General features: G+C 65.3%; 23 protein-coding genes, 3 tRNA genes and 2 riboswitches. Of the genes, 6 read left to right on the top strand and 20 right to left on the bottom strand.

What is annotated here, in order from left to right:
• Positions 1-42 precede the first annotated feature (42 nt).
• The 7 genes from AC6H0N_RS00505 to AC6H0N_RS00475 all read right to left on the bottom strand — a co-directional run bounded on the left by AC6H0N_RS00505 (position 43) and on the right by AC6H0N_RS00475 (position 4,571).
• Positions 43-870 carry a DUF3025 domain-containing protein gene (locus tag AC6H0N_RS00505; RefSeq protein ID WP_497572095.1) on the bottom strand — a complete coding sequence of 276 codons (828 nt, stop codon included), beginning with the start codon at positions 868-870 and terminating at the stop codon, positions 43-45.
• Positions 871-969: 99 nt separating this feature from the next.
• On the bottom strand, positions 970-1,971 hold the full coding sequence (locus tag AC6H0N_RS00500; RefSeq protein ID WP_497572094.1) for a cytochrome-c peroxidase: 1,002 nt from the start codon (positions 1,969-1,971) through the stop codon (positions 970-972).
• Between the two features lie 145 nt (positions 1,972-2,116).
• Complete coding sequence (locus AC6H0N_RS00495) at positions 2,117-2,305, bottom strand: 4-oxalocrotonate tautomerase (protein ID WP_497572093.1); 189 nt, start codon at positions 2,303-2,305, stop codon at positions 2,117-2,119.
• A 27-nt stretch (positions 2,306-2,332) separates the two neighbouring features.
• The gene (locus AC6H0N_RS00490) at positions 2,333-3,097 is read right to left on the bottom strand and encodes a class II aldolase/adducin family protein (protein ID WP_497572092.1); all 765 of its coding nucleotides are present in this window, start codon (positions 3,095-3,097) and stop codon (positions 2,333-2,335) included.
• A 60-nt stretch (positions 3,098-3,157) separates the two neighbouring features.
• Positions 3,158-3,421 carry a hypothetical protein gene (locus AC6H0N_RS00485; RefSeq protein WP_497572091.1) on the bottom strand — a complete coding sequence of 88 codons (264 nt, stop codon included), beginning with the start codon at positions 3,419-3,421 and terminating at the stop codon, positions 3,158-3,160.
• A gap of 71 nt (positions 3,422-3,492) precedes the next feature.
• Positions 3,493-4,041, bottom strand: a complete 549-nt coding sequence (locus AC6H0N_RS00480) for a chromate transporter (protein WP_497572090.1) — start codon at positions 4,039-4,041, stop codon at positions 3,493-3,495.
• Entirely contained in the window at positions 4,038-4,571 is a 534-nt protein-coding gene (locus tag AC6H0N_RS00475) for a chromate transporter (RefSeq protein WP_497572089.1), read from the bottom strand. Before AC6H0N_RS00475 ends, AC6H0N_RS00480 begins: the two co-directional genes overlap by 4 nt.
• A gap of 176 nt (positions 4,572-4,747) precedes the next feature.
• On the opposite strand from AC6H0N_RS00475, the gene AC6H0N_RS00470 reads away from it, so the two are divergent.
• From AC6H0N_RS00470 to AC6H0N_RS00455, 4 genes are all read left to right on the top strand, one after another.
• Positions 4,748-4,823, top strand: a tRNA-Gly gene (locus tag AC6H0N_RS00470).
• Positions 4,824-4,886: 63 nt separating this feature from the next.
• A tRNA-Cys gene (locus AC6H0N_RS00465) sits at positions 4,887-4,960 on the top strand.
• Positions 4,961-4,968: 8 nt separating this feature from the next.
• Positions 4,969-5,044: transfer RNA gene (locus AC6H0N_RS00460), tRNA-Gly, on the top strand.
• Between the two features lie 121 nt (positions 5,045-5,165).
• On the top strand, positions 5,166-5,780 hold the full coding sequence (locus AC6H0N_RS00455; protein WP_497572088.1) for a hypothetical protein: 615 nt from the start codon (positions 5,166-5,168) through the stop codon (positions 5,778-5,780).
• A gap of 139 nt (positions 5,781-5,919) precedes the next feature.
• Here AC6H0N_RS00455 and AC6H0N_RS00450 read toward each other — a convergent pair whose 3' ends face one another.
• The 3 genes from AC6H0N_RS00450 to AC6H0N_RS00440 all read right to left on the bottom strand — a co-directional run bounded on the left by AC6H0N_RS00450 (position 5,920) and on the right by AC6H0N_RS00440 (position 8,135).
• Complete coding sequence (locus AC6H0N_RS00450; protein ID WP_497572087.1) at positions 5,920-6,216, bottom strand: addiction module antidote protein; 297 nt, start codon at positions 6,214-6,216, stop codon at positions 5,920-5,922.
• A complete protein-coding gene (locus AC6H0N_RS00445) occupies positions 6,213-6,509 on the bottom strand; it encodes a type II toxin-antitoxin system RelE/ParE family toxin (RefSeq protein ID WP_497572086.1) in 297 nt (98 codons plus the stop codon). The genes AC6H0N_RS00450 and AC6H0N_RS00445 overlap by 4 nt, the downstream gene beginning before the upstream one ends.
• 63 nt (positions 6,510-6,572) lie before the next feature.
• On the bottom strand, positions 6,573-8,135 hold the full coding sequence (locus tag AC6H0N_RS00440; protein ID WP_497572085.1) for an AAA family ATPase: 1,563 nt from the start codon (positions 8,133-8,135) through the stop codon (positions 6,573-6,575).
• A 164-nt stretch (positions 8,136-8,299) separates the two neighbouring features.
• Between AC6H0N_RS00440 and AC6H0N_RS00435 the strand changes: the two genes are divergently transcribed.
• Positions 8,300-8,914, top strand: a complete 615-nt coding sequence (locus AC6H0N_RS00435) for a hypothetical protein (protein ID WP_497572084.1) — start codon at positions 8,300-8,302, stop codon at positions 8,912-8,914.
• Positions 8,915-9,012: 98 nt separating this feature from the next.
• On the opposite strand, the gene AC6H0N_RS00430 is transcribed toward AC6H0N_RS00435, so the two are convergent.
• Positions 9,013-10,176, bottom strand: a complete 1,164-nt coding sequence (locus tag AC6H0N_RS00430) for a CaiB/BaiF CoA transferase family protein (RefSeq protein WP_497572083.1) — start codon at positions 10,174-10,176, stop codon at positions 9,013-9,015.
• Between the two features lie 149 nt (positions 10,177-10,325).
• Positions 10,326-11,219 (bottom strand): LysR family transcriptional regulator, encoded by an 894-nt coding sequence (locus AC6H0N_RS00425; protein ID WP_497572082.1) that lies wholly within the window; start codon positions 11,217-11,219, stop codon positions 10,326-10,328.
• A gap of 115 nt (positions 11,220-11,334) precedes the next feature.
• Between AC6H0N_RS00425 and AC6H0N_RS00420 the strand changes: the two genes are divergently transcribed.
• A complete protein-coding gene (locus tag AC6H0N_RS00420; RefSeq protein WP_497572081.1) occupies positions 11,335-12,525 on the top strand; it encodes an alkaline phosphatase family protein in 1,191 nt (396 codons plus the stop codon).
• A gap of 87 nt (positions 12,526-12,612) precedes the next feature.
• On the opposite strand, the gene AC6H0N_RS00415 is transcribed toward AC6H0N_RS00420, so the two are convergent.
• The 8 genes from AC6H0N_RS00415 to AC6H0N_RS00380 all read right to left on the bottom strand — a co-directional run bounded on the left by AC6H0N_RS00415 (position 12,613) and on the right by AC6H0N_RS00380 (position 21,237).
• On the bottom strand, positions 12,613-13,356 hold the full coding sequence (locus AC6H0N_RS00415) for an HvfC family RiPP maturation protein (protein WP_497572080.1): 744 nt from the start codon (positions 13,354-13,356) through the stop codon (positions 12,613-12,615).
• Entirely contained in the window at positions 13,353-14,210 is an 858-nt protein-coding gene (locus AC6H0N_RS00410; RefSeq protein WP_497572079.1) for an HvfB family MNIO-type RiPP peptide maturase, read from the bottom strand. Before AC6H0N_RS00410 ends, AC6H0N_RS00415 begins: the two co-directional genes overlap by 4 nt.
• A 66-nt stretch (positions 14,211-14,276) precedes the next feature.
• On the bottom strand, positions 14,277-14,564 hold the full coding sequence (locus AC6H0N_RS00405; protein WP_497572078.1) for a hypothetical protein: 288 nt from the start codon (positions 14,562-14,564) through the stop codon (positions 14,277-14,279).
• Positions 14,565-14,936: 372 nt separating this feature from the next.
• Positions 14,937-17,480, bottom strand: a complete 2,544-nt coding sequence (locus AC6H0N_RS00400; protein WP_497572077.1) for a TonB-dependent siderophore receptor — start codon at positions 17,478-17,480, stop codon at positions 14,937-14,939.
• A gap of 39 nt (positions 17,481-17,519) precedes the next feature.
• Positions 17,520-18,467, bottom strand: coding sequence for a FecR domain-containing protein (locus AC6H0N_RS00395; RefSeq protein WP_497572076.1), 948 nt, complete (start codon positions 18,465-18,467; stop codon positions 17,520-17,522).
• A gap of 9 nt (positions 18,468-18,476) precedes the next feature.
• Complete coding sequence (locus AC6H0N_RS00390) at positions 18,477-18,977, bottom strand: sigma-70 family RNA polymerase sigma factor (protein WP_497572075.1); 501 nt, start codon at positions 18,975-18,977, stop codon at positions 18,477-18,479.
• A 174-nt stretch (positions 18,978-19,151) separates the two neighbouring features.
• A complete protein-coding gene (locus AC6H0N_RS00385) occupies positions 19,152-20,447 on the bottom strand; it encodes an LLM class flavin-dependent oxidoreductase (RefSeq protein ID WP_497572074.1) in 1,296 nt (431 codons plus the stop codon).
• 10 nt (positions 20,448-20,457) lie between these two features.
• Positions 20,458-21,237, bottom strand: a complete 780-nt coding sequence (locus AC6H0N_RS00380; protein WP_497572073.1) for a 3-oxoacyl-ACP reductase — start codon at positions 21,235-21,237, stop codon at positions 20,458-20,460.
• Positions 21,238-21,276: 39 nt separating this feature from the next.
• Positions 21,277-21,373, bottom strand: a riboswitch (TPP riboswitch).
• 74 nt (positions 21,374-21,447) lie between these two features.
• A riboswitch (TPP riboswitch) is annotated at positions 21,448-21,550 on the top strand.
• The last annotated feature ends 3 nt before the right edge of the window (positions 21,551-21,553 follow it).

Genomic DNA, 21,553 nt, shown 5'->3' with positions numbered 1-21,553 from the left:
GTCACGCTGCCCGATTCTGCAGCAGACCGGGGTTTCAGCGGCTCAGGCCGTGAGTTTACGAGCATGCGGCGGCGGGCGGAACTGGCGCGTGTCGTGATAGTAGTCGGCATGCGCATTGTTCGGCGTGACGCCCGGAATTCCGAGCAGCGGCAGCGGGCGCAAGGCACGCGGACTGGTCAGCGTCTCGCCCGAGCGAATGCGGCCGGCCAGCCAGGTGTCGGCTTCGCGCTGACGCGCCTGCGGCGGCAGATCGAACCATTCGGGGCGGACGACGCGGTGCAGGGTCTTTGCGCACAGCCCGACGAAGGGGCCGCGCAGCTGCTCCCAACTGCCGTGCCCGAACACCAGGAAGGCGGTGTTTGCTGCGAGTTCTGCGCGCCGCTGCCAGAACACTTCCAGCCACTCATGCGCGGCCAGCAGCGCCGGAATCTGCGGATCACTCGACACCACCAGCAGCCCGCATTCGTCGAACTGCGTAAGCGCGTCGCGCAGCAGGCCGCGACCGGCGATACCCGCCGCACGGCGGGCGGCAATTTCGCGCACATGGGCGACGTTCAGCGCGGCCTTGCTGTGCGGCCAAACGCACCACGACAGCGCGTTGAAAAAATCATGCCAGTCGTTGTCTCGCGTTGGCACCGCGCCCGTGTCGTGGATATGCGCCTCGTAGCCTTCGACAGGGGCCGTACCGGCGTCGAAATGCACTGGCTGGCCCGAGGCGGTGGTAGTGCCGGGGGCGGCTTCCTGCAGCAGCGCGTCGAGCGCGTTCATGTCCGGCAAGGGCGTGGCATCGAAGCGGCGCAGCAGATGTGCGATCGGTTCGAACAGCTTGCGGTCGGCGTGGCAGGCGGGCGTTTCGGGCTGCGGGGTCATGGGCGAAGCGGGGTGTGGCGAGCTGCGATTGTACCCGCGGCGCTGGCGCCCAAAGAAAAGCCCCGGCAGGGCGGGGCTGTGGGGCGGCTCGGGCGGCGCTCAATCGAAGGGCGTCGGGCGCGGCGTGAGGTCTGCCGACGGCGGCAGGATCGGCAGCGTGAAGTTGGGCTGATCGCCGGTCAGTGTTTTCAGGAAGGCCACGATCCTGGTGTTCTCGTCGAGCGTGAAGTGACGGCCCAGTTGCAGGCGCCCCATGATGTCCACCGCTTCGGACAGCGTGTTGGCCGCGCCATCGTGGAAGTACGGGTAAGTCATCTCGACGTTGCGCAGCGTCGGCACCTTGAAGTTGAAGCGGTCGGCGTTCTTGCCGGTCACGCCCGCGCGCCCTTCAGCCTCGTTGGCGGACTGGTAGGGCTCGACGATACCCATCTTCTGGAACGAGTTACCGCCCACGGCCTCGCCGTTGTGGCAGGCCACGCAGCCGCTGTTCTTGAAGATCTCGTAGCCTTCGCGCTCGTAGGCGCTGATGGCGGTTTCATCGCCCAGCAGCCACAGGTCGAAGCGAGAATTCGGTGTGACCAGCGTCTTCTCGAATTCGGCAATGGCGGCCGTGACCTGCTCGATGCCGATCTTGTCGGCCTTGAACACCTGGTGGAAGTCGCGCACATAGGCCGGGATGGATTCGAGCATGTCGATGGCCAGCGTGTGGCTGAAGGCCATTTCGCCGGGGTTGGCGATCGGGCCGCCGGCCTGTTCCTGCAGATCGGCCGCGCGGCCGTCCCAGAACTGCGCGAGGTTGAGGCTGGAGTTGAGCACCGTCGGGGAGTTGATCGGGCCCTGCTGCCACTTGTCGCCGATCGAGGTCGGCAGGTTGTCGCTGCCGCCACGCGACAGGTTGTGACAGGAGTTGCACGAGATGAAGCCCGATTTGGACAGACGCGGGTCGAAATACAGCTTCTTGCCCAGCTCGACCATGCCCAGATTTACTTCGGCGACTGGTCGGATCGGGGTGATCGGTTCGTTCTTTACGGCTTGCGCGGCGGCCTGGATGGCGATGCCTCCGAGCAGCGCGATAGCGACGGCGAGTGTCGTGCGCTTCATGTGCTTCTCCTCTCTTGTCTCGTGGTTATCGAGTCCAATTATGGAGAGGCCGCGAAGCTGCCCCTTGATGTGGATCAACAGGGCATTTGGACGCTGCGCAAAAAAAAGACCCGCGCGGGGCGGGTCTGTCGGGAGGGGAAGTCGCTTACTTGGCTTCCGACCACGGTACGCCGGCCGTGCCCCAGTTGTGCTTGGGCAGGTCATAGATGATGACGTCGACGGAATCCGCCGAGCAGCCCAGCACGCGGACCGAAGCCTCGGTGATGGCTTCCATCAGTTCCTTCTTTTGTTCCGGCGTGCGGCCTTCGAACAGTTCGACGCGGTAGGTCGGCATCTTGGTTCTCCTTGATGGGTTAGGGTTTCAGCTCAGGAAATCGGGTTCTTCGCGTTCGAGCATACGCAGCAGTGCGGGCCACTCCAGCTCGCCTTCGGGTTCCCAGTCGCCGGTGAGCTGCGCCAGCGTGTGGTCGAGCACAGACTCGGCCGGCAGCTTCAGTCCGCCCGGCGAAGCCGCCATCGCGGCCAGCTGCGTGCGACAGGATTTCTCCAACGTGTCCATCAGCACAAAGGCTTCGGCCACCGTGCGGCCGACGGTCATGGTGCCGTGATTGCGCAGGATCAGCGCCGGGTGCGGGCCAAGGTTTGCGACCAGACGCGTGGCCTCGGCAGGCGTCAGCGCAATGCCTTCATAGTCGTGATAGCCGATGCTCTTCCAGAAGCGCATCGCGTGCTGCGAAACCGGCAGCAGGCCGCAGTCGAGCATCGACACGGCCATGCCGGCGTCGGTGTGCAGATGCATCACGCAGTGGGCGTCTTCACGAGCAGAATGCACGGCGGCGTGGATCGCGAAACCGGCCGGATTGGCGCGGTACTGCTGATCGCCAATGACCTTTCCGGTGCCATCGATCACCAGCAGATTCGATGCTGTCACCTCGGCAAAGTGCAAGCCGAAGCGATTGATCAGGAAGGCGTTTTCCAGCTCGGGGTGACGTGCCGAAACGTGGGTGTAGATCAGGTCGTCCCAGCCGCGCCGGGCGACCAGACGGTAGGCCGCGGCCAGATCGATGCGCGCCTGCCATTCGGCGGCGCTGATGTCAGGCGGGGGAGTGTGCAGCGGGGCGTTCATGGGCGGAGTGGGCTTGCGTCAAATGCGCGCAATTCTAGCACCCCGCCCCGGCGGGGCTTTTCAGCGCAGGTTCTGCGCGGTGAACAGCACGACCTTGTTGCCGGCAAAGGTGACATTGACGCGCGCGCTGCCCTCCTTGCCCCAGGTGCAGTTCTTGGCCGTCATCAAGTCATCGCAGCTCGTCGGCTTGCCGATCAGACCCTGCACCTCCTCGAAGCTCTGGCCGGGCCGGATCTTGTTGTAATTCTCGGCGGTCACCTTGCTGCAGCCGGCCAGCAGTGCAAGCAACAGCAGGGCAGGGGCGATGCGGTACATGACGCTCATGGCGGACTCCGTGTGTTTGATGCGTGGATTATGCCGCCGTGGCAGCGCTTGGGTGCACAACGCGTACCGCGTCAGACGCCGCCCAGCGCGCCGAATGCCGCGCCGGCAGCAATCAGCCAGATCGGCGAGACCTTGGTCGTCAGCATTGCGGCAATCGTCAGCACGATCAGCGTCAGGCCGCCGAGGCGATGATCGGGCTGATTGATGAAGGGCAGCGCCAGGATGCTGCCGGCCGCCACCAGCAGGCAGATGGTCATTGGCGCCAGACCGTGGATGAAGGCCCGCACGCCCAGCGTTCCGCGCCGCTTGCGGCCCCAGCGGCTGGCCGTGAGGGTGACGATGGTCGAGGGCAGCAGCATGCCGATCAGCGACGCTGCCGCGCCGATCAGTCCGAACACCTGATAGCCCAGCACCGCGACGAACAGCAGATTCGGCCCCGGCGCGGCCTGCGCGATGGCGATCGAGGTGGTGAACTCGGTGTTGTCGAGCCAGCTGTTCTGGCCGACCAGATAGCGGTGCATCTCGGGCGCGGTCGAAATCGCGCCGCCTACCGACAGCAGCGACAGCATCATGAAGCGCAGAAAGAACTCCGGCAGATTGGACAGCGCGAACTCGGTCATGTGCGCTTCTCCGCCCGCAGAATCGCCCAGCGCGCCAGACACCAGCCGACAAAGCCCAGCCCCGGCACCACCCACACCAGCGGCGCACGCAGCACCGCCACCAGTACGAAGGTGGTCACCCCGATGGCCAGGCACAGCGGGATGCCCATCGGATTGCCACGCAGCGCCCCGGCCAGCTTCAAGCCCATGCCGATGGTCAGGCCCGCTGCCACGGCACCCATGCCGCGCAGCGCCCCGGCCACAGCCGGCAGATGAGCGTATTCGTTGTACACCGCCACCAGCGACAGCACGATGATCAGCGGCACGGTCATCATGCCGGCAAGCGCCGTCACCGCCCCGCGCCAGCCGAAATAGCGGTCGCCGATCATCAGCGCCAGATTCACGATGTTCGCGCCGGGCAGCAGTTGCGACACCGACAGCAGTTCGACGAACTCCTGCCGCGTCATCCAGCGCTTGCGCTCGACCAGCGTGCGGTGCGCGACTGCCAGCACGCCGCCAAAGCCCTGCAGGGCGAGCAGGGTGAAGGTCACGAACAGCTCCGTGAGCGAGCGCGGTGTGCAGATTTCCGGGGGCGATGGGGTCGAGTCGGTCACGGCCGTGGGGCGCTGAAGGAAGAGCGGCTAGCGTAGCGCGTCCCGCGATGTTTTCGGTGTTCTGAGATGGCTTGACAGTGACTTTTCGGCCGCTATAATTGCGGTCTTCCCGAGCGGGAGTAGCTCAGTTGGTAGAGCGCAACCTTGCCAAGGTTGAGGTCGAGAGTTCGAGACTCTTCTCCCGCTCCAGAGTTTTTCGGAATTGCCTCAGGCGGTTCCGCCCGAGCGTGGCGCATCGGGAGCCGGTACGTTGGCGCGATGGCAGAGTGGTTATGCAGCGGCCTGCAAAGCCGTGTACCCCGGTTCGATTCCGAGTCGCGCCTCCAGAAGTAATGCGGGAGTAGCTCAGTTGGTAGAGCGCAACCTTGCCAAGGTTGAGGTCGAGAGTTCGAGACTCTTCTCCCGCTCCAAAAAGTCAAAAGGCCCAAACCCAGGTTTGGGCCTTTTGTTTTGCCGCAGTGTTTCCGTGCAGGCTGGCCGCATGCGGAACATGCCCTGGCATCTCGATTGAATGACGAAGGAACGCGGGCGATGGATATTGCATTCCTCCTGTTGATGGTTTTCGTGGTCTGGCAGGTGTTGCGCGTGCGTTATCAGCGCGCGCACATCACTTTGCTCGGCCGGCATCTGGCCGGCCTGCGGCTCGAAAAGCACATCGAGACCCTGACCCAGGGCTACACCCGCGCCATCGGCGAACAGTCCGAATCACGCCAGTTGCAGGTGCTGGAAACCTTTGCCCAGACCGAACATGCGGTCGCCGCGCAGGTGCACACGCTGGCCGACGCCTTGCGCAGGGAGAGCCCGCAGGCCACGGCAATGGGCAGGCTCGCGTTCTGCGTGCCGTACGTCGAGCGCGTGCTGCCAGCAGCGGCGCGTGATTTCCGTGCGCTGCTGCGTATTCACGCAGCGGGCTTGCGCCATCTGGTGGACAACGAAGATCAGCTCAACCCCAAAGCGCGCGCCTTCCACCTGTCGGCGGAGTTGTATTTGTTCCAGCACAGCTGCCACTGGTTCTGCAAATCCCGCGCCGTGGCCGATGCCCGGCTGATCATGCGGCATCAGGTGCAGCACCAGAAGGCGCTGGATTCGGTGTCGGATGTGACGCGCAAGGCGTATCTGGGCTGGTTGCAGGGGAAGGCTGCTTAAGGCGGGTTGAGGATTGCCGGGTATGCCTGCGCGAGGGTACTGATCGGCCGCAGTTCACGTTCCCCGCTTGAAGAAAAAGAGCAGACCGTTTGGCCTGCTCTTTTTTCGGCCAGCGTGGCCCGCGCGGTTGCTCCCCAGCTCAGGAATCGTGCTCTAGCGGAGTGGCTGCGATCCTGACGCCGAGTGCGCTCATGACCTTCATCACCGTATCGAAACGTGGCTGGGCGCCCGGGCGAAATGCCTTGTACAGGCTTTCCCGGCCCAGCCCGGTTTCGCGGGCAATCTGGGTCATGCCGCGCGCTTTTGCCACGTCTCCCAGAGCCTTCAGCGTAAGCTCCGGGTCGCCTTGTTCGAGGATGGCGCTAAGGTATTCGGCGACGGCCTCGTTGCTGTCGAGGTAGTCCGCCGCATCAAAATCAATCAGTCGTTCGGTCATTCCTGGATCTCCTTCGCCAAGGCCTTGGCACGCTGAATATCCCGTGTTTGGCTGGATTTGTCGCCGCCAACCAGCAACACGATCATCAGCTCACCGCGCCGCGTGAAGTACAGCCGGTAGCCCGGTCCCGTGTCGATCCGCATCTCCGATACACCGTCGCCCACGCTCTTTACGTCACCGAGATGGCCTGCGCCCGCCATCCGGAGCCGGGCGACGATTCGAGCCTTGGCGCGCGCGTCACGCAGCTTCATCAGCCACCGGACGAAGGTCTCGGATTGCCTGATCAAGTACATGGCTATGATCGTATCCTTGTGGATACGTTCAGGCAAGCGCAAGGGCAGCGCACGGTGGCGTCTTCAGTCCGCCATTACGCAGCGCTCCGCCGCCCACGCGCGCAAGTTGGCCACCCGCTCAGCCATGACCACCGACAGCGGCCGTGTGCGAGCCAGTTCGGTCAGCAGCATGGCCATGTCCGGGTTGCGGTTGTCGGGCAGGGCTTCGTAGAGCATCGACACCACGGCCTGCTCGATTTCTGCACCTGACAGGCCGGGCGAGCCTTCGGCCAGCGCGCGCAAGTCGAAGCTCTCCAGCGGGAGACGGTGGCGATTGAGGTGGATGCGGAAGATGGTCTCGCGCGCCGGCGCATCCGGCAGGTCGACGAAGAACAGCTCGTCGAAGCGGCCCTTGCGCACCAGTTCCGGCGGCAATGCCTGCACCTCGTTGGCGGTGGCGACGATGAAGATGCGCGAACTGCGCTCGGCCATCCACGTCAGCAGCGTGCCGAGCACGCGGCGCGATACGCCGCCGTCGCCGCCCGACGCATCGGCCGACAGGCCTTTCTCGATCTCGTCGATCCACAGCACGATGGGCTGCATGCCCTCGGCCGCGGCCAGCGCGTCGCGCAGCTTGCGCTCGGTTTCGCCGTGGAACTTGTCGTAGAGCGAGCCGATGTCCAGCCGTACCAGCGGCACGCCCCATTCGGCCGCCGTGACCTTGGCCGCCAGGCTCTTGCCCGTGCCCTGCACGCCGGTGATCAGCACGCCCTTCGGGGAGGGCAGGCCGGGGCGTGAGACTTCGCCGAGAAAGATCGGCTTGCGCTGGTTGATCCAGCGTCGCAGCCGCAGCAGGCCGCCGATGGAGGCCGGGTTCTCGGGCGCCGTTTCCAGCGTCAGGCCGGGTGTGGTTTGTTGTTTGTATCTGGCTGCGCGCAGCAGGTCATCGTGCGTCAGCGCGCCGTCGTTGCGCACCGACTGACGCATCAGCAACCGTACATCCTCTTCGCATAGGCCCGAGGCATAGCGCACCAGCGCGTCTTCCACCGCCGGCGTGCGCTTCACCTTGTCGCCGTCGCGCTCGAACACCGCGATTTCCTCGCCGAGGATCTCGCGAATGCGCGCCTCTTCCGGCAAGGAGAGCGACACGTGCGCCGAATGCCGCGCCAGCTTGGGCGGCAATTCCACTTGGGGCCCGACCAGCACCAGCGTGCGCTGATCCACCGGATGATCCAGCGCGATCTCGCGCAGCCGCCGCAGCACCACCGGGTCTTCCAGATGGCGCTGCACGTCGAGCAGCACATACAGCCCGCGCTGCCCGCGCTCGTCGATGAACTTCAGCGCCGAGGCCAGTTCCTGCGTGTCCGGTACCACCCGCTCGCCGCCGGGGCCGCGCTCGGTCGTGTCGCGCCAGTCATCCTGCAGCGCCAGATCGGGTCGGTTCAGCCCGCGACCCGTCGGCGCCGAACCGTAAGCAAACCCCGGCTGCGTCAGCCCGCCCGCTGCGGACCAGCGATACAGCGGCAGGTTCTGGTCGCGAGCAAGCGCTTCCAGCAGCCGCATCGCGCGGGTTTCCTCCATCGTCTCGATCTCGATGATCGGGGTGACGGAGCGGATCAGGGCTTTGAGGTCGCGGAGGTCGTTCATAGGGTTCGTCTGGTCGGTAACGAGCCACAATGCTACCTGCGATTGAACCCGGCGCCACACGGGATTGCGTCATCCAGAACACCCAGTCGTCATTCATCAAGTATGCTGCGCGGCAACCAAAGACTTGACGAGAATATCCCGCGATGAAGTGCATGCCGTTCTTGATGACCGCGTTGCTGATGGTGGCCGGATGTGCCACCAAAAGTATTGATCCTGACTACCGGCCAGATACGGCTTCCGGTAAAGGCGTCGTTGTGGGTTCCGTGACCTACAAGGGCTCGTATGCGGGATACCAGGTGATGTACCGGCAGGTGCCCGACGGCAAACGAGGCTATGTCGAAACGGGCAAGGGGGCGATGTTGATCCCGTATTTCCCGAAGAGTGATTTTCACGGCACCGGGGTCAGAGGCGACGTCTTTGCGATTGAGCTTCCCGCGGGGCGCTATGAACTCTATTCGTGGCACGTACATAGTGGGGCGGTGAACGTGCGACCCGTCTCGGAATTCAGTATTCCTCTTGATGTGGAGCCCGGGAAGATCGTGTACGTCGGCAATTTCGAGTTCTTGCAGACGGGACGAATGTGGGGCGGAGCGGTTACTGGTGCGGCCGTAACCTACAAGGACATGGCGGAGCGAGATCTGGCGATGTTCAGAAAGAAGTTCCCAAAACTTGCAGAGCTTCAGGTTGGCGCAGCCATTCAAGAGGGCACCCAAGAGCAGAATCTGGGCGGAATGTCGCGTAGCGAACTGACGGTGATCATGCCGGTCATCCCTCGCTGACCCAGATAAGAGCGCTTCCCTAGCCCACTCCTGCTGCTCCGCATCGCACGGCTGTTGGCGGCGCGGAACAGCAATTGTGTCGATACCGGTGCTGCTTTTTAGCCTGCGATCACCCCGATCTCCGCCGCAATTTCCTCATTGTGTTCACCCAGCAGCGGCGGGTGGCGGCGCACCTGTTGCGGTGTGCCGAGCATCTTCACCGGGAAGCCGATGTTCTTGACCTTGCCTTCGATGGGGTGGTCGATCTCCATGCACATGCCGCGGTGCTGGCCGTGTTCGCTGCCGAAGGCTTCGGGGTAGGAGAGGATCGGGCCGGCCGGGATCTTGGCGGCGAGCATGAGCTCGATCCATTCATCGGCGGTCTTGCTGGCGAATTCCTCTTCCAGCGCCTCGATCAGCAGTTCGCGGTTCTTCAGGCGCTGGGCGATGGTGGCGAATTCCGGTTGCGTGGCGAGTTCGGGTTGGCCGATGAGTTCGCACAGTTGGGTCCACAGTTTCTGGTTGGTGGCGCCCATCACGAAGTAGCCGTCCTTGGCTTTCACGGCCTGGTAGGGCGCGCTCATCTTGTTGCTGGTGCCGAGCGGCTCTGGCACTTCGCCGTTGCCCCAGTAGGCCGACATGTCCCAGATCGAGAAGGCCATCGCGGCGTCGAACAGCGAGGCGTCGATGTGCTGGCCTTCGCCGCTCTTCTGCGCGCCGATGTAGGCCGACAGCAGGCCGTAGGTGGCGAACAGTGCGCAGCCGATGTCGGCCACCGGCACGCCGGCCTTGACCGGCTTGCCACCGGGATAGCCGGTGACGCTCATCACGCCGCTCATGGCCTGCGCCATCAGGTCGAAGCCGGGGTGCATGGCCCACGGGCCGCTCTGGCCGAAGCCCGAGATGCTGACGTAGACGATCTTGGGGTTGATGGCCTTGATGGTTTCGTAGTCGATGCGCAGGCGCTGCACGACGCCGGGCCGGTAGTTCTCGACGATCACGTCGGCGGTCTTGGCCAGCTCGTAGAAAAACTCGCGGCCTTCGTCGCTCTTGAGGTCGAGGGAGAGCGAGCGCTTGTTCCGGTTCATGTTGAGGAAGCCCATGCTGTCCGGCCCCTTCATCTTGAAGCCCATCGCACCGCGCGTCTGGTCGCCTTCGGGCGGCTCGACCTTGATCACGTCGGCACCGAGGTCGGCCAGCAGCATGCAGGCGAACGGCCCGGCCATGACCTGGCTGACGTCGAGTACGCGGATGCCTTCGAGCGGGAGTTTCTTGTCTTGCATGGCGGGGGGTTCCTTTCCTGATGTGCGACGGACGGCCTGCGCAGCTAGCGCAGGAGCACGATGGTTTCAGGAAGGACTATCTGCCGCTGGCCGCAGCGCGGCAACGACGCGTGCGGCATGCCAGGTTTCGCGAATTGCGAAAGCGGCGTTTAGTGAGCGGTGGTGCCGATGAGCTCGCTCACCACGTTTTCCAGCGTTTGCGCCTGGGCGTGGCCCGCGACGCGCGAGAGCACGAAGCTGCGGTGGTGCCAGTCGCCGTCGAGCTCGACGCTGGCGAGAGCGGATTCCGGACGGAAGCTCGCGAGCACGTCCGGCGGCATCAGCCCAACACCGAGCCCGTTGCGCACCAGCGCCAGCATGGAGTCGAAGCCGGAGACCTCGAAATCATTCGGGAACGGCCGGCCGCGGCTGCGGTACGCGCGCTGCACCGCGGTCAGGATGGCCGAGCCGCGCCCGAGGCTGACCACCGGCAGTGCGAGCAGCGCTTCGATGCTCAGCGGCGTGCCGTCGAAGCGGTAATGCGGCTTGCTGTAGACCAGCACCAGACGGTCGCTGCGGTAAGGCAGCTTGTCCATGTCCAGGTAGCCGCTCTTGTTCTCGTAGATGCCGATGTCGACGACCTTGTCGCGCAGCATCTGCTGCACGATCTGGCTGTTTTCCTCGACCACGCGCAGCGCGATGTCGGGAAATTTGCGGCGCATGCGCGCCAGATCCTGCGCGAGAAACGGAATCACCACGGCCTTGGGCGCGCCGATCAGGATGCGGCCGCTCAAGCCATCATGAATGGCCTTGGCGTCGCCCTCCAACCGCCCGACCAGATTGTCGATCTGGCGGATGTGCTCCAGCAGTCGGGCGCCGGATTCGGTGATCACGACGCCGTGCGGCACGCGCTGGAACAGCTTCGCGCCAAGCTGCGCTTCAAGATCTGACACGCGCCGCGAGGCTGCGGCCACCGCCAGGTCCAGCCGGTCGGCAGCGCGCGAGATGCTGCCGTGCTCGACGATGGCCATGATCAGCCGGACGGTTGCGGTATCAAACTTCACGAAGGCCTCCTGATGCGGGCGCGCCTGCCCTGTGCGCGAACTCTAGCGTATCGGACGGCGCGGCGAGCCTAATCGTGCTGCGCAGTTGGCGCCGGTTTTCGCTACCCTTCCAGTCATGGACACCCGCGCATTCCCCTTCGCCTTGCCACACGACAGCGTGCTGCCGGACTACGGTGGCGGTGGTCTGTACGGTCTGGTGCGCGCGTTTGCGGCCTATCTGGATCGGCAGCCGGGCGCACAGCCCTTGCCCGACCTGCCCACGTCGTCCGGGCGCAGCGTAGTGTTTCTGCTTGTCGATGGGCTCGGCGATGCCTTCCTGCAGCGTTTCGGCGCCGGCAGCGTGCTGGCGGCTCACCGGCAGGGCCGCATCACCTCGGTTTTTCCGTCCACCACCTCAGCCGCCGTCACCGCGACGATGACGGGTCTGTCGCCCGCGCAGCACGGGCTGACTGGCTGGTACATCCGCGACAAGCGCTTCGGCGGCATCGTCGCCCCGTTGCCGTTATATCGGCGCGGTGGTGATCAACTCGCCGCGCTGCGCCTCACGCAGCGGCTGTTTCCGTACCGCAGCCTGTTCCAGGGGCGGGCGCGTCCGAGTCTGGTGGTATCGCCGCGCGAGATCGCGTGGTCGCGCTTTTCCAGGCGGCATTGCCGTGGTGCACGCCTCGTCGGTTATGGACGCGGGCTGCAAGGCCTCGTCGAGGCGGTGGTGAAGGGCGCCGGAGAAATGCAGCAGGCGGGCGGCGGCTACATCCACGCCTATTACCCGCGCTTCGACACGCTGAGTCACGAATTCGGCGCGACCTCGCCGCAGGCAGCGGAGGAGTTCTGGCAGGTGGATGCGGCGTTTGCCACTTTGCTGGAGCGTTTGCGCGGGCTCGATTGCGAAGTGGTGGTAACGGCCGATCACGGTTTCGCCGATGCCTCGGACGAGCGCATGGTCGACATGGACGAACATCCGCAGCTCATGGCGATGCTCGAGTGCCCGCTGTGGGGCGAGCGCCGCGCGGCCTTCTGCGCGGTGAAAAAGGGGCAAGAGGCCGAGTTTGAATCGGCGGCTGCCGAGGTGTTTGCCGGCAAGGCGGTGGTGGCGCGCTCGCGCGATCTGGTGACGGCCGGGCTGTTCGGGCCGGGGCCGCTGAATGCGCGGCTGGCCGAGCGCACCGGCACGCACACGCTGCTGATGGAGCCGGGCTGGACGGTGGTCGACAGCGTGCCGGGCGAACACCGGCACAGCATGATCGGCGTACACGGCGGGCTGTCGTCGGACGAGATGTGGATTCCGCTGATCCGGGCGAGTTGCTGAGGTTTCAGGTCTCGTAGGGCGCAATAACCGAAGGGCATTGCGCCGTATAGGCTACACATCCAGCGGATTACGCTGCGCTAATCTGCCCTACGATGCGGCCCCGAGTACGATGCCCTGCGCCTGCAGGTCGGCCAGCAGGCCGGCGGCGAAAACGCACAGCGCCTGCGGGTCGGGATGGTGGAGTTCGGCAGCCAGACGCTCGACGGCCTCGCGGCCGTTGGTGGACTCGGCGAGCAGGTCCAGCAGGCGGGAGGTCACCGCATTCACCTCCGTAAATCGCACCTCGTCGGCCTCGTTGCGATGCACGATGATGAAGGTCGGCTGCGGTTTGCGCGGCCGGAAGTCCGGGCCGATCCGGTGCACCGGCCATTCATACGCCAGATTCATCATCGCCGGATTGAGCACGACTGCGCGCGCCAGCAGGTCGCCGGCCGGGTCATGCGGCGGCCGCGGCGCATCCATCACATCCACCGCCAGTTCGGCCCATTCGTGGCGCGCCAGATCGGCCAGCCAGCGCGGGCGCGGCATGGCGATGTCGGCCTCGTCGAGGTAGCGCACGAACTCGCGCGGAATCTCGCGAAACCACGGAGTGGCCAGCGGCCAGTCGCGGTAGAAGCAGCGGATCAGCCGCGTCCAGCGCGTCTCTCCCAGCAGCCGGCGGCACACCGGAAAACAGCGGTCGACAAAGCCGCGCACATTGTTGAACAGCAGGCGCTCATACACGCCACTGCGGCGCGCGGGCAGGCCGGCCGGTCGGGCAATGTGATGCGGGTCGCGCAGGTGGCGCGCGAACTCGCGCTGGAAATCCTGAAAGGGCGCCGGCGCGTTCATGGCGCGACGCTCCGCGCAGCCGGCGCGTGCTGCGCCTGGATGGCGGCGATGCGCTCGACCTCGGTGGCCAGCTCGGCCAGCGGCGGAAAGTCGAAATCGCGCTCCAGACAGGTCGGCACCGTGCGGCCCAGACGCGCGCACGCTGCATCGAGCAGCGCCCACACCGGGTCGATCACGTCGGCGCCGTGGGTGTCGATGAGCAGGCCGTCGTCTTCCGCGTGGTGGCCGGCGACGTGCATGTAGGCCACGCGCTCCAGCGGCAGGGTGTCTAGGTAGGCGAGCGGATCGAAGCCGAAATTGCGGCTGTTCACGAAGACGTTGTTCACGTCCAGATGCAGCAGGCAGTCGGCCTCGCGCGCGACGGCGGCGACGAATTCCGGTTCGCTCATCTCCGCGCCGGGCGGGGCGAGGTAGGCCGAGGTGTTCTCGATGCCCATGCGCATGCCGAGAATGTCCTGCGCGCGGCGGATGCGTTCGGCCACCCAGCGCACAGCTTCTTCGGTAAACGGAATCGGCAGCAGGTCATACAGGTGATGCGCGTCGGCGCACCACGACAGATGTTCGGTGTACAGCGTGATGCCGTGCTCGCGCATGAAGGCGCGCACGCGGCGCAGCAGCGCTTCGTCGAGCGGGCCGGGGCCGCCGAGCGACAGCGACAGGCCGTGACAGACGAAGGGAAAACGTTCGGTGAATTCGCGCAGATCAGAAGCGCTGCGGCCACCGACACCGGCCCAGTTCTCGGGCGCGATCTCGAAGAAACCGACGGCGGACGGCACGCCTTGCTCGCGCAGTGGCGCCATCAGCTCGCGGCGAAAGCCCAGGCCGGCGCCAGCGGGTATGCGATCGACAGGCATGCGAAATCTCCGTCAAACGGCGACAAGGCCGAAGCCCCGTCGCCGGTTCTCAGACAGCCTGCGAAATTACTTCTTGCCGCCGCAAGAGGCTTCGCCCTTCTTGTCATCCTTGGCGCCGCACGATGCTTCGCTCTTCTTGTCGTCTTTTGCACCGCACTTGGCTTCTTCTTTCTTGTCGTCCTTGGCGCCGCACTTGGCTTCTTCGCCCTTGGCGTGGTTCGCCGCAACCTGATAGCCGGACGACAGCGAAGAAGCCGAGAACGGGTTCTCCGCCGTTGCGGCAACCGCGCCCATCGAGGCGAGGGCGAAGGTGGAACCGAGGGCGAGCGAGACGAGTTTCTGTTTGCTGGACATGTTGATCTCCTTCTGTGGGTTGGATGAACACCTGCCAACGAGCCCATCGCAGGAGGGGGCGCGGGGCTACGTTTGCGTGATGTCCGTGGCTTTGTCGAGCGAGAACGTCATTCCTTACAGCCGGCTCACGCATATCGACCATACCGGGAAAATCCACGGGCCGGTACGGCTGTCAGAAGGCCGGCACGAGCTGAGGTTCCACGAACGGGGCACGGTGCTGCGCTGGCCGTGGCTAATGCTGGCGTGAGTAAGTGCCTCCGCAGCTGCCGCACATCGGAGGGGGGGCGAAGTGCGGCCCGAGCGAGCCGGTGTGCTCGGTCGGGCCTGCATGAAGTGGAGGCTGGCGCTACGCGCGCCGGTGTGTTTTGCGAGTCAGAAATCCGCCGACACCGACAACAGGAAGGTGCGCGGCGCGCCCACGGTCAAGCCTTCGCGGGCGGCGGATTGCCAGTAGTCCTTGTTGAACACGTTCTCCACGCTTGCTCGAACCGTCAATGGCGTGCCGCCGGCGGTGAAGGTGTAGCGAGCGCCGAGGTCAACGCGCGTCCATCCGGGCAGTTTCTGTGTGTTGGCCGCATCAACATATTGCGAGCTGGTTCGCAGCAAACGGGCCGTGAGTGTCATGCCTGGAACGAACGGTGTATCCCATTCGCCGGAGAGGTTGAACTGGAACTTCGGCACGGCGGGGGCGGTGTTGCCATCGTTGGTGCCTGACACGGTTTCAGTAAGCTCGCCTCGAGTCCAGGCCGCGCCGGCCAGCAGACGGATATCGTGGCGCAGTTCGCCTTGGGTGAGCAGTTCAATGCCCCGGTTGCGTTGTTCGCCGCCAACGGTAAGGCGGTTGTTCTGGAGGAAAACGCTGGGCTGCTCGATCTGGAAGGCTGCCAGGGTGACGCTGTAACGCCCGAAGTCGCGCTTCGCGCCAATTTCCAATTGCTTTGATTCCAGCGGGGGGAACGTCTGGCCTGCGTTGTCAGTCCCCGCGCCCGCCCGCGGGCCGGGGCTCAGCCCCTCGATGTAGTTGCCATACAGCGACAAGCTTTCGCTTGGCTTGACGACGAGGCCGACGGCCGGAGTAACCGCTGATTTGGTGTAGTGCCGATTAACGGCGGTGACCGGGAAGGTTTTGGTCGTTACCTGCTGATGGCGTAGGCCCAATGTGAGCTGAACCTGACCTTCCCGGAACGACATCGTGTCGGCCAGCGCAACGCTTCTGAGCCGCGTCTCGCCAACCTTGGGAAGCCCCGGTGTCAGGGCGAGATCGGGTTCAGGCAGCGTGACCGGGTTGTATATGTCAGAGAACACAAAATCGCCGTTGACCCGCTTCTGGCGGTGTTCGAGCGCGAGGTGATTTACGCTCAACACCGGTTCATGCAGCACCGATCCGGTCCGGAAGCGGCCGCGCAATCCCGCTTCAGCGGTGAGTGTGGTGATTTCTTCCCTCAGGCGGGTGGGGCGCCCCGCCAGAGTGCCCTGATCGTCCTCCAATCGCATCGTGATCTGCAGACTGTTGAAGTCGTATTTCATGTGGCCGAGCGCGCCGTAGGCTGTCCAGTCGTCGTTCAGGTCGAACTCGACACGGCCTGAGGCAGACAGCTCCTTGGCGTCCCAGTACGTCCAGTCCGGGAAGAAGTTGCCATCGGCGTTCGGCGCCGAAGTGATTGGAGTGCCTGCGGCGGGAGGGAACAGCAAACCGCTGCGCGCATGCGTCAGGCGGTCCTGGTAGTTGAGGTCGAACTCGGCGCGCAAGTTCTCGCCCAGATAATCGACGCCGAGCGCGAAGGCGCTGAGCTTCTCCTTGGCGCCCCTCATCGACATGTCGCCGGACTGATGCAGCGCGTTGAAGCGCACGCCCCATTCTTGTTGTTCGCCGAAGCGGCGACCGACATCGAGGTGCGTGCCGAGCTGGCTCTCGTCGATGTACGAGAGCGTCAGACGGTTCAGCGGCTCCGCCCCGGCGCGCTTGGGCCGCAGGTTGATCGCGCCGCCCACCGAGCCATACGGTGCCATGCCGTTGAGCAAGGCATTGGGGCCGCGCAACACCTCGACACGCTCGACGCCGATCAGCGTGCTGGAGTTGCGCGGGGAGATGCCGTACAGCCCGTTGTAAGCCACGTCGTAGTTGAACAGCGTGAAACCGCGGATGTTGAACTCATCACGGCCGGCGCTGCGCGAATAGGTATTGCGGATGCCGGGATCGTTTACCAGCACGTCGCCGATGTTCTGGGCCTGCTGGTCTTCGATGAGTTTTGCGGTGTATTGCGTGGTGCTGAACGGGGTGTCGAGCGCGTCGCGGTTGCCGAGCAGGCCGACGCGGCCACCGCGTGCCACCTGCCCTCCAGCGTAGGCTTCCGGCAGGGCGCTGGCGTGGCGCGCGGCGCTGTCGGTCACCGTTACCGTGCCCAGTGTCGTCTCGGCGCGCTTCTGCAAGCCCCAGGCGTTGCCCGAGCGGGGCACGGCCTGCCATCCGCTGTTTGCCAGCAGCACCTCAAAGCCCTCCCGCACGGTGAAGCGGCCGTTCAACCCGGGGCTGTTCAGGCCCCGGAGCGCGGCCGGGTCGAACACCAGTTGTACGCCACTGCTGGCGGCGTACTCTGCCAGCACGTTGCCCAGGGGGCCGGCGGCAATGGCGTGCTGGCGCTGGGCGGAAGCTTCCTGCGCCACGGCGGGTGCAGGCGCAATACCGGCCATCAACACGCTGCCAAGCGCCGCGTGAATGGCGATGGCAATCAGCCGGGCGGAAGTGTGCGGGCGTTTTGCAGAGGGCGTGGTGGGCCGTCCCCGCACCGGGCGGGGCAGGTTTGCTGCAGTCATTTCATTTCGTCCTTTCGCTGGCGGGTTTCGAAGTGGCGCTCGGCTATTGCAGACGAGGCCTTCTTCTGTGCGCCGTGCGAAACGCGAAATGTGATCATTCAAGTTCGAAAAATTTGAATGCGTTGCGTTGTAACCGATAGATCAACGCGGCCCCACCGTGACCCACAGGTCGGTGACACGTTCGATGCGCAGCGGCAGCGATTCGGCCAGCACAGCCAGGGCCGAATCGGTGTCGTCGAGCGAGATTGCGCCGGATACGCGAAGGCCGGCCACTTCCGGGTGACAGCGCAAAATGCCGCGCCGATAGCGCCCCAGCTCAGCCACAACGTCGGCCAACGGCATGTTGCGCGTCAGCAGCATGCCGCGCTCCCACAGCGCGGCATTGGCTTCGACCGCCGCGGTGGCCTGCAGCCCGTTGTCGGCGAAGTCGGCTTGCTCGCCAGCCTGCAGGGTGTGCGCGGGGGCGTTGCCGGGCTCGATCCGCACCGATTTCTCGAACACTGCAACACGCGCCAGCTGCTCATCGAGCCGGCGTACGCTGAAGCGCGTGCCGAGCGCGCGCGCGATGCCCTGCGGGGTTTCGATTACGAACGGGCGGGGGTCGGGCCGGGTCGTGACGAGAATCTCGCCTTGCACGAGTCGGACGCGGCGCTCGCTGGCGCTGAACAGGATGTTTACGGCGCTTGCGCTGTTGAGCACCAGGCTGGAGCCGTCCGGCAGATCGATCTGCCGGCGCTCGCCGGTGGCGGTGGCCACGTCACTTGTCCATGCCTGCCAGGGAGCCTGCTGCCACGCCAGCCAGCCAGCCGGCCCGGCAACGAGCACTGCGCCGAGCGCGCGCAAGCTGCGCCGGCGCCGCGAGCGTTGGAGGGCATTGAGCGTGGCCCGCCCGGCCTCATCCTCCAGCGGGTCGAAGGCATTGAACACAGACTGCAGGCGCGCCCATGCGGCTTCGTGTGCCGGGCTGCGCGTGCGCCAGCGCTCGAAGGCGCGGCGCTCTGCATCCGACGGCGAGCCGAAACACACGGTGGTGGCCCACTCTGCAGCTTCCTGAAGAAGTTTGTGTTCGGGCTGGTCGGCGGTTGTCATGCGGTGCGCTCAGAGTGCCGTCATGCAGGCCAGCAAGGCCTTCTGGATATGGCGCCGCACGGTGATCACCGGCGTGTCGGTACGCTCGGCGATCTGCACCAGCGTCAGCCCTTCGAGCTGCGCCAGCAAAAACACCTCGCGAGTGCGCGGCGGCAGCCCCGAGAGCATTGCATCAACCCGCAGAATGGCCTCGATCACGAGCAGGCGTGATTCGGGCGAGGGCGATTGCGGTTCGGGCAGGTTGGCAATGCTGTCGAGGTACGCCCGCTCCACTTCCTGACGCCGCCAGTGGTCGATCACCAAACACTTGGCGATGTGCGTCAGCAGGGCGCGCGGCTCGCGGATGTGGCTGGTGCTGCGGCCCGTGAGCAGTTTGAGAAAGGTCTCGTGCGCAACATCTGCAGCCTGATGCGAGCAGTTCAGCTTCTTGCGCAGCCAGCCTTGCAGCCAGCCGTTGTGCTGGGCATACATGTTGCCAATGGGGTCGGTGGGGCGGGCAGCCGTGCTCACGAGTTTCTCCGGGAGACGAAAGCGTGGCTGGCCCCGGGAGGGTTGGCTGGCTATTTCGGATTGAGAATTGTTCTCATGTTATCGCAGTCATGCCGAGGCTTGAAGAGGTGTGGGCAAAAAGGAACGGCACCGCGAGGGTGCCGTTCGGCGGTCGAATTGCCTGAGGCCTGCGTATCAGCCAGGCGAGCGGGGAGGCCGGCTCAGCCCGAAATGGCCGCGCAGCGTGGCGTGCTCGTAGTCCTGGCGGAACAGGCCGCGCTTCTGCAGCACCGGGATGACGTGATTGACGAAGTCTTCCACACTGCCCGGTTCGGCCGGGGGCATCAGGTTGAAGCCGTCGGCGCCGCCGTTGCGGTACCAGTGCTCCATCTTGTCGGCGATCTGCTCGGGTGTGCCGACCATGGTGCAGTGGCCGCCGCCGGCCGCGAGCCGGCCGAGCAGCTGGCGCACGGTGGGCTGTTCGGTTTCGATGATGCGCAGCACCGTGGCGTAGCGGCCTTTGGGGCCCTTGAAGGCTTCGAGCGGCGGCAGCGGCGGCACGGGGGCGTCGAGTTCCCAGTTCGTGCAGTCCTGGTCGATGAAGGTCTGTAGTTGCCGCAGTGAACTCTCAGTCGGCAGCAGTTCGTCGAGTTCGCGCTGCTTGGCCTTTGCTTCGGCTTCGGTGGAGCCGACGTAGGTGACGAGACCGGGCAGGATCGGCACCGGTGCGTCGCGCCCGGCGGCTTTCACGCTTTCGCGGATGGCGTTGTAGTAGGCCTGTGCCGAGGGCAGGTCGTAGGCGACGGCGTAGATGGCTTCGGCGTACTTGCCGGCCAGCGCGCGGCCTTCGTCCGACGCGCCGGCCTGGATCAGCACCGGGTTGCCCTGCGGCGGGCGCGGCACGGTCAGCGGGCCGTCGACGAGGAAGTGCTGGCCGTGGTGATTGATCTTGCGCACGCGCTCGGGGTCTGCATACAGGCCGTGGCGGTCGTTGAGCACCGCGCCGTCGTCCCAACTGTCCCACAGCGCCAGCACGGCTTCGATGAACTCGTCGGCGCGGGCGTAGCGCTCGGCGTGACCGGGCATGGCTTCGTAGCCGTGGTTGCGGGCTTCGGCGTCGAACATCGAAGTGACCACGTTCCAGCCCACGCGCCCGCCCGAAATATGGTCGAGCGAGCCGATCAGGCGTGCGGCATGAAAGGGTGTGTAGAAGGTGCTCGATACCGTGCAGATCAGGCCGACGCGGCTGGTGGCGCGGGCCATGGCAGTGAGCATGGTGACCGGTTCGAGGAACCAGCGTGGGCCGTCGGTGAGATTGACGGCGGCGTGGCCGTCGGCCAGGAACACGGCGTCGAGCTTGCCGCGCTCGGCCAGTTGCGCCATTTCCTCATAGAACCGGATGTCGCCGAGGCGCTCGACCGGCGAATCCGGGTGGCGCCACGCGGCGTTGTGATGGCCGCAGCCGAACAGGAAGAGGTTGATGTGCATCATGGTGGTGGCCTCAGTTCTTCACCAGCCCGCTGTCCACCACCAGGTTCTGCCCGGTGATGGCACGCGACCACGGCGAGGCGAAGAACAGCACGGCGTCGGCGAATTCCTCGGGCGTGGTGACGCGCCGCAGCGGGGTGCTGGCGGCGATCAGGTCGAACACGGCTTCGGGTGTGGCGGACGAGGCATCGGTGGTGCGCAGCAAGCCGCCCGACACCATGTTCACGGTGATGCCATCCGGCCCCAGATCCTGCGACAGCGTGCGCGTGAGCGACAGCAGCGCGGCCTTGGCGGCGGTGTAGTCGTGGTAGGGCACGACCGGGTTCTGGAACAGGTTGGTGCCGATGTTGATGATGTGGCCAAAGCCGGCCTGCTTCATGCCCGGCAGCGCGATCTGTGTGGTGTTGAGCGCGCCGCGCACGACCCCTTCCATCTGCTGCGCGATGCTCTCCCAGCGCAGCACGTCGGCGTGCTCGCGGGCGTCGCCGTTGAAGCTGAAAGCGGGCAGGGCGTTGTTGACCACGGTGGTCACCGGCTGGCCGAAGTGCGTCTGCGCGCGCTCGAACATGGCCTGCACGGCGGCGGGGTCGCTTACGTCGGCCTGGATGGCGAGTGCCTGACCCGGTGCGGCGGTGCTGACCAGATCGTTGGCCGCGCTGGCGCTGTTCAGGTAATTGACGATGACTTTGGCGCCATGCGCCAGAAAGGCGCGGGCAATGTGTGCGCCGAGGCCGCGACCGGCACCGGTGACGAGAACGAGTTGTTGCGCGAGGGGCGCGGAATGGCTGGACATGCTTTTCCCTTGTGATGAAGCTGGCAAGGGGGATGCACGAGCGGTGCGTGAGGACATCCCTTCGCCAGTACAAGCTGGATCAGGTTCGACGGGTGTGATCTCAGTCCGCAGATGCAGGACACCCCGTGTCGGGCGCAAACCTTATCACGGAAGAGCACTCGGGCGGCCTGGGCGGGTGTGTTGCGCCCGCTCGCAGGCGTATAATCCGCGCCTTGATCCTGGGGGAGCCGCATGCGGCTGAGAGATGGCGCCAGCCATGACCCCGATACTTGATCCGGGTAATACCGGCGTAAGGAAGGATGCACCGCCCTCACCG

The organism is Pseudazoarcus sp. NS34 (assembly GCF_059703725.1).
The sequence above is the reverse complement of the archived record's forward strand: the minus strand, read 5'-3'. Positions and strand labels throughout refer to the sequence as shown.